The sequence below is a fragment of the Pseudomonas sp. CCNWLW23 genome, from assembly GCF_037095675.1.
Taxonomy (GTDB): Bacteria; Pseudomonadota; Gammaproteobacteria; order Pseudomonadales; family Pseudomonadaceae; genus Aquipseudomonas; species Aquipseudomonas atacamensis.
Map to the genome: position 1 here is coordinate 1 of NZ_JBAWKM010000035.1, position 12,501 is coordinate 12,501.

General features: G+C 61.1%; 9 protein-coding genes. 4 read left to right on the plus strand and 5 right to left on the minus strand.

Annotated elements, in window-relative coordinates; genetic code table 11:
- Window positions 1-226: 226 nt before the first annotated feature.
- From V8J63_RS26745 to V8J63_RS26760, 4 genes are read left to right on the plus strand one after another with little or no spacing between them, the layout of a single operon-like run.
- The gene (locus V8J63_RS26745; protein ID WP_007937751.1) at window positions 227-682 is read left to right on the plus strand and encodes a (2Fe-2S)-binding protein; all 456 of its coding nucleotides are present in this window, start codon (window positions 227-229) and stop codon (window positions 680-682) included.
- A 22-nt stretch (window positions 683-704) separates the two neighbouring features.
- Window positions 705-2,867: a xanthine dehydrogenase family protein molybdopterin-binding subunit gene (locus V8J63_RS26750; RefSeq protein ID WP_197892405.1), complete on the plus strand. Its 2,163-nt coding sequence runs from the start codon at window positions 705-707 to the stop codon at window positions 2,865-2,867.
- 1 nt (window position 2,868) lies between these two features.
- Complete coding sequence (locus V8J63_RS26755; RefSeq protein WP_016774149.1) at window positions 2,869-3,447, plus strand: hypothetical protein; 579 nt, start codon at window positions 2,869-2,871, stop codon at window positions 3,445-3,447.
- Window positions 3,448-3,501: 54 nt separating this feature from the next.
- Window positions 3,502-4,464 (plus strand): sensor domain-containing diguanylate cyclase, encoded by a 963-nt coding sequence (locus V8J63_RS26760; RefSeq protein WP_336464904.1) that lies wholly within the window; start codon window positions 3,502-3,504, stop codon window positions 4,462-4,464.
- 239 nt (window positions 4,465-4,703) lie between these two features.
- Here the strand turns inward: V8J63_RS26760 and V8J63_RS26765 are convergent, their stop codons facing one another.
- The 5 genes from V8J63_RS26765 to V8J63_RS26785 form a co-directional block, all read right to left on the minus strand.
- On the minus strand, window positions 4,704-7,826 hold the full coding sequence (locus V8J63_RS26765; protein ID WP_336464905.1) for a hypothetical protein: 3,123 nt from the start codon (window positions 7,824-7,826) through the stop codon (window positions 4,704-4,706).
- A gap of 150 nt (window positions 7,827-7,976) precedes the next feature.
- Window positions 7,977-8,771, minus strand: coding sequence for an enoyl-ACP reductase FabI (gene fabI / locus V8J63_RS26770; RefSeq protein ID WP_003202751.1), 795 nt, complete (start codon window positions 8,769-8,771; stop codon window positions 7,977-7,979).
- 19 nt (window positions 8,772-8,790) lie between these two features.
- Window positions 8,791-10,401 (minus strand): ABC transporter ATP-binding protein, encoded by a 1,611-nt coding sequence (locus tag V8J63_RS26775; protein WP_056784662.1) that lies wholly within the window; start codon window positions 10,399-10,401, stop codon window positions 8,791-8,793.
- 1 nt (window position 10,402) lies between these two features.
- Window positions 10,403-11,422, minus strand: coding sequence for an ABC transporter permease (locus V8J63_RS26780; protein WP_016774153.1), 1,020 nt, complete (start codon window positions 11,420-11,422; stop codon window positions 10,403-10,405).
- A gap of 1 nt (window position 11,423) precedes the next feature.
- Window positions 11,424-12,497, minus strand: a complete 1,074-nt coding sequence (locus tag V8J63_RS26785) for a microcin C ABC transporter permease YejB (protein ID WP_016774154.1) — start codon at window positions 12,495-12,497, stop codon at window positions 11,424-11,426.
- Window positions 12,498-12,501: the final 4 nt, after the last annotated feature.

Here is a 12,501-nt window from a genome sequence, read left to right on the forward strand (position 1 = left end):
CAGAAACACATCTTCGTATGTCGCACCAGCGAGCTTAGATCTCATTCATGCTGGTGTGTGGGGAACATACAAGGAGCAATGCCGGGGTCTGCATGACCGCTGGTCACAACGTCTGGCTTCAAGCGCAAATTAGGCTTTGCTGAAAGGGATAAGCGCGGGCGTCCGTAGGTTTTTGCGACCACAGCGACGCCCCTTCGCACCACCGTGAGCCTGAGGAAATCCGCCGATGCTGACCCTGAATATCAATGGCAAGGATCAGGAGCTCGATGTCCCCGCCGACATGCCGCTGCTCTGGGTTCTGCGCGATGTCGCGCACCTGACCGGGACCAAATTCGGTTGCGGCATGGCCCAGTGCGGTGCCTGCACCGTGCACGTCGACGGCGCGCCATTACGTTCCTGTATCACTCCGGCGACTGCCGTCGCCCACGGGCAGAAAATCCTGACCATCGAGGGCTTGTCCAGCGATGGCTCGCACCCGGTGCAGCAAGCCTGGGCCGAGCTGGACGTGGTGCAGTGCGGTTACTGCCAGTCCGGGCAGATCATGTCCGCCGCCGCGTTGCTGGCGAAGATTCCCAAGCCCACCGACAGCGATATCGATCAGGCGCTCTCCGGCAATATCTGCCGCTGCGGCACCTATCCGCGCATTCGCGCAGCGGTCAAACGCGCCGCCGAAATCGGCTGAGTCATTCTCTGGGAGAGGAACGATGAACAGTCCCGTATCGCGTCGCGGGTTTCTCAAGGGCAGCGCCGTGCTGGGCGGCGGCTTGATGGTGGCGTTCGTGGTGCCCGGGGCCAATCGCTTTGCCCGGGCGGCAGAAAATCAGAACAAGACCTTCGCGCCCAACGCGTTCCTGCGCATCGCGGCGGACAACAGCGTCACCGTGCTGCTCGGCCATTCGGAAATGGGCCAGGGCATCTGGACCGGCCTGACCATGCTGATCGCCGAAGAACTGGACGCCGACTGGTCGAAAATCCGCGTTGAGCACTCGCCAGCCTCGGCGGCCGATTACGGCTTGCCGGCGTTTGGCGGCATGCAGATCACCGGCGGCTCGACGTCGACCTGGATGGAATTCGACCGCTACCGACTGGCCGGGGCGACGGCGCGGCAGATGCTCGTGGAAGCCGCAGCGAAACGCTTCGACGTCGCGCCATCGACGATTCGCACGGAGTCCGGCGTGGTCATCGCCGGGGACCAACGCGCGACCTACGGCGAACTGGCCGATGCCGCCGGGCAACTGCCGGTGCCGGATCCGAAAACCATTACCTTCAAGGAAGCCAAGGACTGGAAAGTCATCGGCAAACCGACCAAGCGCCTCGACACCCCGGAAAAGATCACCGGCCGCGCCAGATTCGGCATGGACGTGCAGTTCGAGGGCCTGATGACCGCGATGGTCGCCCGCGCCCCGGTGTTCGGTGCCACGGTGAAATCCTTCGAAGGCGCCGCAGCGCTGGCCATTCCCGGCGTGCACAAAGTGCTGCAGGTGCCCAGCGGAGTAGCGGTGGTGGCCGAGCATTTCTGGGCAGCGAAACTGGGGCGTGATGCGCTCAAGGTTGACTGGGATCTCGGGGCGCTGGCCGACATGAGCAGTGAAAAACTGCTGGAGAGTTTCCGCAAGCTGGCGGCGACGCCGGGCACCTCTGCCTCTCAGGCCGGGGACGCCAAGGCCAATTTCGGCAAAGCCGCGAAGAAAATCGAGGTCGAATACAGCGTGCCGTATCTGGCCCACGCGCCGATGGAACCGCTCAACTGCACGGTGAAAATAAGCGCCGGCAAATGCGAGATCTGGACTGGTACGCAATTTCAGACGCTGGACCAAATGGTCGCCAGCAAGATCACCGGGCTCAAGCCCGAACAGGTCGAAATTCACACGGAATTTCTCGGCGGTGGCTTCGGTCGCCGTGCCAATCCGACTTCGGATTTCGTCGCCGAAGCCGTGCAAGTGGCGAAAGCAGCGGGCTTGCCGGTGAAAACTGTGTGGGCGCGCGAGGATGACATTCGCGGCGGCTACTACCGCTCGATGTATCTGCACAAGGCGCAGGTCGGCCTGGGCGCCGATGGTTTGCCGATGAGCTGGCAGCATGTGCTGGTCGGCCAGTCGATCATGGCCGGGACGATGCTTGAGGCGACGATGGTCAAGAACGGCATCGATGCCACCTCGGTCGAGGGCGTGGCTGACAGTCCGTACATCAAGGATCTGCCTCATCATCAGGTCGATCTGCACTCGCCGCAGACCGGCATCAATGTGTTGTGGCTGCGTTCGGTGGGCCATACCCACACGGGTTTCGTCATGGAATCGCTGATCGATGAACTGGCGACGGCGGCGGGCAAGGATCCGGTGGAGTACCGGCGAACGTTGCTCAAGGCGCACCCGCGCCACCTTGGCGTGCTCAATCTGGCGGTGGAGAAGGCCAACTGGGGCGCGCCGTTGCCGGACGGGCATGCTCTGGGCGTGGCGGTACACGAGTCGTTCGGCAGCTACGTGGCGCAAGTGGCGGAGGTGTCTCAGGACAATTTGGCGATCCGCGTGCATCGGGTGGTCTGCGCGGTGGACTGCGGCATTGCAGTGAATCCGCAGAGCATCGCCGCGCAGATGGAATCGTGCATCACCTTCGGTCTCGGCATGGCCTTGCACAGCAAACTCACCGTCAAGGACGGCGGCGTCGTGCAGTCCAACTATCACGATTATCAGGTGTTGCGGCTCAACGAAATGCCGGTGGTGGAAGTGCATATCGTCCCCAGCAGCGAGAAACCCGGCGGCATCGGTGAGCCCGGTGTGCCACCGACCGCGCCGGCCGTGGCCAACGCCGTGTTCGCCTTGACCGGGCAACGCCTGCGCGAACTGCCACTGCAACTGTCGGGGGTGTGAGATGAAACGACATCTTGTGTTGGGCACCGTCGTTTTGCTCGGTCTCGGTGGCTACGCCTCGGACCTGTTTGCCGAAGATCAGGAAGCTCTGAAAGCCTTTGGCACGGTGCAGAAAGTCTTTCAGAGCCCGCGCTGCCAGAATTGCCACATTCCCGGCGATTCGCCGTTGCAGTTCGACGCCGGCATCCCGCACGCGATGAATGTGGTGCGCGGCATGGATGGCAAGGGCGCCGCCGGTTTGCCCTGCGCGACCTGCCACGCCGAAAGCAACCCGCCGGCCAGTTACGGCCCTCACGCGCCCCCGGGTGCGCCGCACTGGAGCCTACCGCCGGCGGCGCACAAAATGGCCTGGATCGGCCTGCCCTCGGACAAGCTCTGCGCGATGATCAAGGACCGCGCGAGCAATGGCGACCGGGATTTCGCCGCGCTGTTAAAACACGTCAGCGAAGACAAATTGGTGCTCTGGGGCTGGAATCCCGGGGCAGGGCGCGCACCGGTGCCAGTGCCGCACGATATTTTCGTCGCGCAATTCAAACTCTGGGCCGATGCCGGCGGGCCGTGTCCGGTGGCGCAAATGTGAAGCCTCGGCGATTTAGCGCTACGCTCAACGCATGACTGTCTACGGAGTGTGCGCATGCTGGTGCCCGGAAAGCCTGCCAATGAAGCTGCACGTATCGACGCGCTGCATGGCCTCAATCTCGACTCGGCCCCTGAAGAGCGCTTCGATCGCCTGACGCGCCTGGCCAAGCGCCTGTTCAACGTGCCGATCGCCCTGGTCACGCTGGTCGACACGGATCGCCAGTGGTTCAAGTCCTGTGTGGGCCTGGATGTCAGCGAGACGTCCCGCGATGTCTCGTTCTGCGGCCATGCGATTTTGCAGAACGAGCTGATGCTGGTCCCCGATGCGCTGGAAGATCTGCGCTTCCATGACAATCCGCTGGTCACCGGCGCGCCGAATATTCGCTTTTACGCCGGGTACCCACTGACCGTGCCGGACGGTAACAAAATGGGCACCTTGTGCCTGATTGATACCAAACCTCGCCATCTTGATGACGAAGAGCGCGCGCTGCTGCGTGACCTCGCGGAGATGGCCGAGCAAGAGTTGATGGCGGTGCAGATGGCGAGCATGGATGAGTTGACGCTGCTGTCCAATCGCCGTGGTTTCAAGCAACTGGCCCAGCATGCACTGGATGCCTGCGCGCGCCTGAACCGGCCGGCGACGCTGCTGTTTTTCGACCTCAACGACTTCAAGCAGATCAACGATCTGTACGGCCATGCCGAAGGCGACAGTGCGCTGAAGACCTTCGCCGATGTGCTGCGCATTGCCTTTCGCGAAAGCGATGTGGTCGGACGCCTGGGCGGCGATGAGTTCGTCGCATTGCTGACTGGCTCCAGCCACGTTGAAACCACGCGGATCATGGCGCGGCTCAAGGAAATCCTCGAAGAGCGCAACGCCACGCTGCACCGCGGTTACGCGATTCGCTTCAGCGTCGGCCAGATCGAATACGACCTCACGCGCCACGAAACCGTTGATCGGCTGCTCGCCGATGCGGATGGCGCGATGTATGCGCACAAGCAAGCTCTGAAAGGCTGCTAGCACCGCCACCATCGCTGGCGAGCCAGCTCCCACAGACTCCCTTGAATCCCGTGGGAGCGGGCTTGCCCGCGATGGCGGTGGGTCAGGCAATTTGATGCTGGCTGATCGAATGCCTTCGCGAGCAGGCTCGCTCCCACAGGTTTCGATGGCGCGGAGGATTTTGCAGTTCAGCACCATCTCTGTGGGAGCGAGCCTGCTCGCCAAGGCGTCAGCCGATTCATCGCCGGATTCGCCAGTGCTCAGCGCTTGGGCGGGCTCAGCTTCTGGTAAAACGCCAGCCATTTCTCGTGACTGGCCGCGGCATCCTCGAGTTCGGGCATGCGCAACGCGTCTTGCAAGGCTTTCGCTTCATAAGCATCGAACAGATGCCGGACGGCGGTGCTGGCAATGGCGTTGACTCTGTTGGAGGCGAAGGTATCGGGCACGGCGGTGCGTGCCTGTTGCGCCAGTGGTGCGCCCTCAATATCGAGGCGAGTAATGAACGCCTTGCAGGTGGCGTTCAAGCGAGGCTGCGAGCCGTTTTTATAGGCTTCGGCGTCGACAGGCAGCTTTTTCGCCGCTTCTTTCGCCACCGATGGTTTGAGTAATGCGATGTCGATATCGCGACGCAGCACCACTTCATCTCTGCTGGTGAAAATCTCGAAGACTCTGGTTGGCCGCCCATGCAGCAGTGCCAATATGCCAAACGGCGCCGTGCTGGCCTTGGCAAGTTTGTCCGTGGCTGCCGATACTGGCCGCAGCGCGAGCAATTCCAGCGTGTTGTCTTCGAGGTCGAGCCGTTGCGCCAACGGCAACCGGCAGAACGCCTCCTTGAGAATCGCGACATGCGCGTCCTTCATATGCTTGAGGCGCGCCGCCAGCGCTGCATGAAAAGCGCTTGCCACGTTGTTCAGTCTGGGCAGCGAGGCAATCATCGATGGCAGTTGCAATTGTGCATTGCTCGATTGCCATCCCTGCATGTCACCCGTTAGCTTGCCGGCGATGTGTAATTGGCTCAGGGAATAATGTGGCCCGGTTGTATCAGCGTCCGAGGCTGGAACAAACAGCGCCTTCTCTGTCAGGTGAGGGGAATCAGCGAAGATCTTGCGCAGATCCGCGAGGGCAATAGTGGCGGGGGTGGGTGGCGACGACTGGAAGGCCCGGCGGTAAAAATCGTAAATCAGACGATTGTGGTTGCGAAAGAGCAGATCGGCTTGCTTGAGCGTGGCGGCGTCATAGACCGTGACTTGAAAATCGGCATCGCGCTGGATCAGTCCTCGTGCAACCGCCCAGTCCACTACGACCGAGGCACACGGCTCCTCGCGCAGAAACTTGTAGAAATCAGCCGGCGCCGGGCCTTTCGTCAGCTCGCGCAATTGCTCGTAGGTCATCAAGCGCGCCGCGCCCGGCAGGCGTCTTTCGATATACAGCACGACCTGTTTCAGCCTCACCCAGCGCAGGCAACTCATATAAGGCAGTGATCGAGGAATGCCCCGGATGAGAAACTCCGGCGAGATGCCGGACAATAACAGGTGGGTCGCCAATGTCTTGTTCTTGACCAGTGCGAGTTGGGGTTGCCGGTCGATGAACCGGCGCACTTCGTCATAACTGTCGCCCCAGAAATCACTGCCCTCCAGGCGCTGGGCGACGATTCGGTTTATGTCTTCACCGGCGCTCGGTTCCAGGCTGAGAATCAATGCAGCGAGCAACAGGCGCTCGCGGTTGGTGGCCAGAAGGCGTTTTTTGTGAGACGGCGCTCCGAGGTTCTTCACCAACTGATTGCCCAGCGTCCGTGCGCGCGACGTGATCAGGATACGACTGATCAGGTAGTCGGCTTTTGCCTTGAGGGTATTGAGCGGCAGATCGGTGTCGACCCCTTCACTGAGGTAGTCGATCAGTGGCGGCGAGTCTTCGGGCAAAAAAGCCTGGGTGGTGTCGATGATGCTCTGACGTTGCTGCGCGGTGAACCGCTCGGTCTTCGTCCAGGGTTGACCCAGCAGATACCACTGATTCATGTGCCCGGGACGCATGTGCAGATTGATCTTGTCCCATTTCGCCAGGGAGAGGGCTTGCTCGACAGTTTTTGGCGACGGTAGCTCGTAGAAACGCAACATTTGCCCGAGGGTGACTTTACCGCTCGAGCGCAGGGCGCCGCCGGCTTCGCCTGCCTGAGCTTTAAGCTGGTCGCGATGAAGTTTCAGATCGGAATGCTTTTCCACTTCAGTCGTCAGGTTGACCCAGCCTTTGGCGCTGGCCGTGCCGACATGACCGGACTCGGTCACCAGCAATGGACTGTCGGCGGGCAACCCGTGCTGTTGCAAGATGGCTTGAAAATCCGCATTGGAGCTGAATATCTGCAAGCGCTCCTGGCCCAGCGCCATCTGCACCGAGAGCGTGGAATCCGGATGGGGCTCGCTGAATTCCTCGTAATCGATTCTGGCTTTGGGTGCCTTGTTCCAGCTCAAAACTTCCAGGCGTCGCCCAATATGCCGGACGTCCTCCAGATCGCCGAAGTCTTCGCGATAGCTGCGGATAGGGGTGCCGGTCTGCACGTAGTCACTGACGTAGGGCAGCTCAGGCCAACTGTGCTGTCGCAGGCGTTGCGCAAGCGCTTTGGCTTGTCCCGCATCTTCCGGCAGCGCAAATTCATAGCGACGCAGCAGCTCGCCCAATTTCAGGCGCGGGCCTCTGACAGGAGCGGAAACAGAGGCCGAAGCAAGCGTTACCGGCGTATCGAGAAAGCCTCGTTGCTCGAACGGATCGCTCGCCAGCAACACCGCATCGATCTGATCGGCGATCGCCCTGAAATCCTCCAGTTGCGCGTTGCGTTCCTTCACCACAGCCGACGTGCTGTGGCCGTTCTCATCGATGGCAGCCAGACCGGTTTTCTTCAGTTCGGTGAGGATGACGCGGGCCTGAATCTGGTTTTGCGGTTCCGGATAACCGTAGAACGCCAGCACCACTTGCCGTGGAAAGCGATACAGCGGGTTGGCGGACTTGCCGCCGATATAAGGCAGGCCCAGCCCGGCAGGGTCGATGCGTTGGGAAATCGATTGCAGCATCGGCGCCACCTGCCACCAGCCAGAGTCGTCCTCCAGGGTGAAGGTGCGTACGTCGGAGGTGCCATTCGCTGGTGTGCGCGCTTGCAGAACGTCGCCTTTGATTTGCAAGGTATCCAGGTCGATGTGAAAGCCACTGGCCCAGTCGAGAAACTCAGGGCGTTCGAGGGCGGTCCAGTAAAGCTCCATCCATTCGCGCAGCAGGCATGGACGAGGAACCTCCAGCGTGCGTGCCGGCGTGGCGGCGGTGACCACCGGTACGGCGGTCAATTCTGCGATGAGATTGTGGATCAGCGTCTGTTCATGTACCGGTGTGTCGTTCATCTGCGCCTCCCTGGCGGCTGGTAAGCATCGAGCGCCGAGTATCAAAGGCAGGGCAGGGGCGGTGGCGGTACATATGTAGTGCGGCAACCGTTCTGCAGGCATAAAAAAACCCGCCGGACCCGGCGGGTTTTTCTATTGGCTACAGGAAGATCACTCTTCGATGTTGCCCATCGCGGTGGTGTTGAAGCCGCCGTCGACGTACATGATTTCACCGCTGATGCCCGACGCCAGGTCGGAGCACAGGAAGGCGCCGGCGTTGCCGACCTCTTCGATGGTGACGTTGCGGCGCAGCGGAGTCTGCGCTTCGTTGGCGGCCAGCATCTTGCGGAAGTTCTTGATGCCGGAAGCGGCCAGGGTGCGGATCGGGCCAGCCGATACGCAGTTGACGCGGGTGCCGTCCGGACCGAGGGAGCCGGCCAGGTAACGGACGCCGGCTTCCAGCGAAGCCTTGGCCATGCCCATCACGTTGTAGTTCGGCATGGTGCGCTCGGCGCCCAGGTACGACAGGGTCAGCAGGCTGCCGTTGCGGCCTTTCATCATTTCGCGGCCGGCTTTGGCCAGGGCCACGAAGCTGTAGGCGCTGATGTCGTGAGCGATGCGGAAACCTTCACGGGTAGTGGCTTCGGTGAAGTCGCCGTCCAGTTGATCGCCCGGGGCGAAGCCGACGGAGTGCACGATGCAGTCCAGGCCGTCCCACTTCTTGCTCAGCTCTTCGAAGACCTTGGCGATTTCTTCATCGCTGGCCACGTCGCACGGGAAGCACAGCTCAGGGCTCGAACCCCAGCCTTGTGCGAATTCTTCGACGCGACCCTTGAGTTTGTCGTTCTGATAAGTGAAGGCAAGCTCAGCGCCCTCGCGATGCATGGCGGCAGCGATGCCGGATGCGATGGACAGCTTGCTGGCGACACCGACGATCAGTACGCGCTTACCGGCGAGAAAACCCATGTGTTGCTCCTCTTTCAGGTTATTGCGCAGTGGCTGGTGCCAGAAAAGCGGCTTCCAGCAACTGCTGTGTATACGGATGTTGGGGGGCGGCAAAGATACTTTGCGCGTCTCCCTGTTCGACCACTTGGCCATGCTTGACCACCATCAGCTGGTGGCTCAGCGCTTTGACGACAGCCAGGTCATGGCTGATGAACAAATACGTCAGGTTGTACTTGGCTTGCAGTGAACGCAACAGCTCCACCACTTGCCGCTGCACCGTGCGGTCGAGCGCCGAAGTCGGCTCGTCCAGCAGGATCAGCGCCGGTTTCAGCACCAAGGCCCGGGCAATGGCGATTCGCTGCCGTTGCCCTCCGGAAAATTCGTGGGGGTAGCGGTGCCGGGTTTCCGGATCCAGACCTACCTCCTTCAATGCCGCAATGATCGCCGCTTCCTGTTCGGCTGCGGTGCCCATCTTATGTATCCGCAGGCCTTCGCCAACGATGTCATTGACGCACATGCGCGGGCTCAGGCTGCCAAACGGGTCCTGAAACACCACCTGCATCTCCCGCCGCAGCGGGCGAACCTCACTCTGCGTCAGGCAGTCTAGCTGCTTGCCTTCAAAGCGGATCGCGCCTTTGCTGCCGATCAGCCGCAAAATCGCCAGACCGAGGGTGGATTTGCCGGAACCGCTTTCGCCGACGATCCCCAGGGTCTGACCCTGAGGCAGGCTGAAATTGATGCCGTCCACTGCCTTGACGTAATCCACCGTGCGTTTGAGCAGGCCTTTCTTGATCGGGAACCAGACTTTGAGGTCCTCGACTTCGAGCAGCGGCGCGCCGATTTCATTGCTTGCCGGGCCGCCGCTGGGCTCCGCGCCGAGCAATTCCCGAGTGTACGGATGCTGCGGCGAACGGAACAGCTCTGCGCACGATGCCTGTTCGACGATGCAACCGCGCTGCATGACACATACGCGATGCGCAATTCTTCGCACCAGGTTCAAATCGTGACTGATCAGTAACAGCGACATGCCCAATCGAGCCTGAAGATCCTTGAGCAAATCGAGGATTTTCAGCTGAACGGTCACGTCCAGCGCGGTGGTCGGTTCGTCGGCAATCAGCAATTCCGGCTCGTTGGCCAGGGCCATGGCGATCATCACCCGCTGCCGCTGGCCGCCGGACAGTTCATGGGGCAGGGCCTTGAGACGCTTGTGCGGCTCGGGGATGCCGACCATCTCCAGCAGCTCCAAAGTGCGCTTGGTCGCGACTTTGCCGCTCAGGCCCTTGTGGATGCCGAGCACTTCGTTGATCTGCTTCTCGATCGAATGCAGCGGATTCAACGAGGTCATCGGCTCCTGAAAGATCATCGCGATGCGGTTGCCACGAATATGGCGGATGGTCTTCTCGCTCAAATCCAGCAGGTTCTGCCCGGCGTAATTGATGCTGCCGGCCGGATGCCGCGCCATGGGGTAGGGCAACAGGCGCAGGATCGAATGCGCCGTGACCGATTTGCCCGAGCCCGATTCACCGACCAGCGCCAGGGTTTCGCCGCGCTTGATGTCGAAGCTCACGCCCTCGACCACGCGGTGGACGCGCTCGCCGAAACCGAATTCGACGGCGAGGTCGCGCACTTCGATCAGATTGTCCTGATTCATTTCACTTCCTCGGGTCGAAGGCATCGCGAGCGGACTCGCCGATAAACACCAGCAGGCTCAACATCAGCGCCAGCACGGCAAACGCGCTCATGCCCAGCCACGGCGCCTGCAAATTGGATTTGCCTTGCGCAACCAGTTCGCCCAGCGACGGACTGCCGGCCGGCAAGCCGAAGCCGAGGAAGTCCAGTGCGGTCAGGGTGCCGATGGCGCCGGTGAGGATGAACGGCATGAAAGTCATGGTCGAGACCATGGCGTTGGGCAGGATATGACGGAACATGATCGCGCCGTTCTGCATGCCCAGCGCGCGGGCGGCGCGCACATATTCCAGATTGCGTCCGCGCAAGAACTCGGCGCGCACCACATCGACCAGGCTCATCCACGAGAACAGCAGCATGATGCCTAGCAGCCACCAGAAATTCGGCTGGACGAAACTGGCAAGGATGATCAATAGATACAGCACCGGCAGCCCCGACCAGATCTCGAGAAAACGTTGCCCGGCGAGATCGACCCAGCCGCCGTAGAACCCCTGTAGCGCTCCGGCAATCACGCCGATGATCGAACTCAGCACGGTCAGCGTCAGCGCAAACAGCACGGAAATGCGGAAGCCATAGATCACCCGCGCCAACACGTCGCGGCCCTGATCGTCGGTGCCCAGCAGGTTGTCCGCCGAGGGGGGCGCCGGGGCCGGGACTTTCAGGTCGTAGTTGATGCTCTGGTAGCTGTAGGGGATCGGCGCCCACAGAATCCACGCGTCCTTGGCCTTGAGCAGTTCGCGGATGTACGGACTCTTGTAGTTGGCTTCCAGCGGGAATTCGCCGCCGAACGCGGTTTCCGGGTAGCGCTTGATCGCCGGGAAATACCAGTTGTTGTCGTAATGCACGACCAGCGGTTTGTCGTTGGCAATCAGCTCGGCACCCAGACTCAGGCCGAACAGGATCAGAAACAGCCACAGCGACCACCAGCCACGCTTGTTGGCCTTGAACAGTTCGAAGCGCCGGCGGTTGAGAGGGGACAGGTTCATCTCAATGCTCTCTGCTTGCAAAGTCGATACGCGGATCGACAAAGGTGTAGGTCAGGTCGCCGATCAGTTTCACCACCAGCCCGAGCAGGGTGAAGATGAACAGCGTGCCGAACACCACCGGGTAATCGCGGTTGATCGCCGCTTCGAAACTCATCAGGCCGAGGCCGTCGAGGGAGAAAATCACTTCCACCAGCAGGGATCCGGTGAAGAAGATACCGATGAATGCCGACGGAAAACCGGCAATCACCAGCAGCATGGCGTTGCGGAACACGTGGCCGTAAAGCACGCGATGGCGGGTCAGGCCCTTGGCTTTGGCGGTGACCACGTACTGTTTGTTGATCTCGTCGAGAAAACTGTTTTTTGTCAGCAGAGTCATGGTCGCGAAGTTGCCGATCACCAGCGCGGTGACCGGCAATGCCAGGTGCCAGAAGTAATCGAGGATCTTGCCGCCCAGGCTCAGCTCATCGAAGTTGTTCGAAGTCAGCCCGCGCAGGGGGAACCAGTCCAGATAACTGCCGCCGGCAAATACCACGATCAGCAGGATCGCAAACAGAAACGCCGGGATCGCATAGCCGACGATGATCGCCGAACTGGTCCAGACATCGAAGTGGCTGCCGTGCCGCGTGGCCTTGGCGATGCCCAGCGGGATCGACACCAGATACATGATCAGCGTGCTCCACAGCCCCAGCGAGATCGACACCGGCATCTTTTCCTTGATCAGGTCGATGACCTTGGCGTCGCGGAAGAAACTGTCGCCGAAATCCAGCTGCGCGTAGTTCTTGACCATGATCCACAGACGTTCCGGGGCCGATTTGTCGAACCCGTACATGTGCTCGATTTCCTTGATCAGCGCCGGGTCCAGACCCTGCGCACCACGGTAGGACGAACCGGCCACCGCGACCTCGGCACCGCCGCCGGCAATCCGGCTGGTGGCGCCTTCGAAACCTTCGAGCTTGGCGATCATCTGCTCGACCGGCCCGCCGGGCGCGGCCTGAATGATCACGAAGTTGATCAGCAGGATGCCGAACAGGGTCGGGATGATCAGCAGCAGTCGCCGAAAGATATACGCCAGCATCTGA

Excerpts from the sequence above, each read along its gene's own strand:
- V8J63_RS26745 (WP_007937751.1), top strand. The coding sequence starts at position 227 with ATGCTGACCCTGAATATCAATGGCAAGGATCAGGAGCTCGATGTCCCC.
- V8J63_RS26750 (WP_197892405.1), top strand. The coding sequence starts at position 705 with ATGAACAGTCCCGTATCGCGTCGCGGGTTTCTCAAGGGCAGCGCCGTG.
- V8J63_RS26755 (WP_016774149.1), top strand. The coding sequence starts at position 2,869 with ATGAAACGACATCTTGTGTTGGGCACCGTCGTTTTGCTCGGTCTCGGT.
- V8J63_RS26760 (WP_336464904.1), top strand. The coding sequence starts at position 3,502 with ATGCTGGTGCCCGGAAAGCCTGCCAATGAAGCTGCACGTATCGACGCG.
- V8J63_RS26765 (WP_336464905.1), bottom strand. The coding sequence starts at position 7,826 with ATGAACGACACACCGGTACATGAACAGACGCTGATCCACAATCTCATC.
- fabI (WP_003202751.1), bottom strand. The coding sequence starts at position 8,771 with ATGGGTTTTCTCGCCGGTAAGCGCGTACTGATCGTCGGTGTCGCCAGC.
- V8J63_RS26775 (WP_056784662.1), bottom strand. The coding sequence starts at position 10,401 with ATGAATCAGGACAATCTGATCGAAGTGCGCGACCTCGCCGTCGAATTC.
- V8J63_RS26780 (WP_016774153.1), bottom strand. The coding sequence starts at position 11,422 with ATGAACCTGTCCCCTCTCAACCGCCGGCGCTTCGAACTGTTCAAGGCC.
- V8J63_RS26785 (WP_016774154.1), bottom strand. The coding sequence starts at position 12,497 with ATGCTGGCGTATATCTTTCGGCGACTGCTGCTGATCATCCCGACCCTG.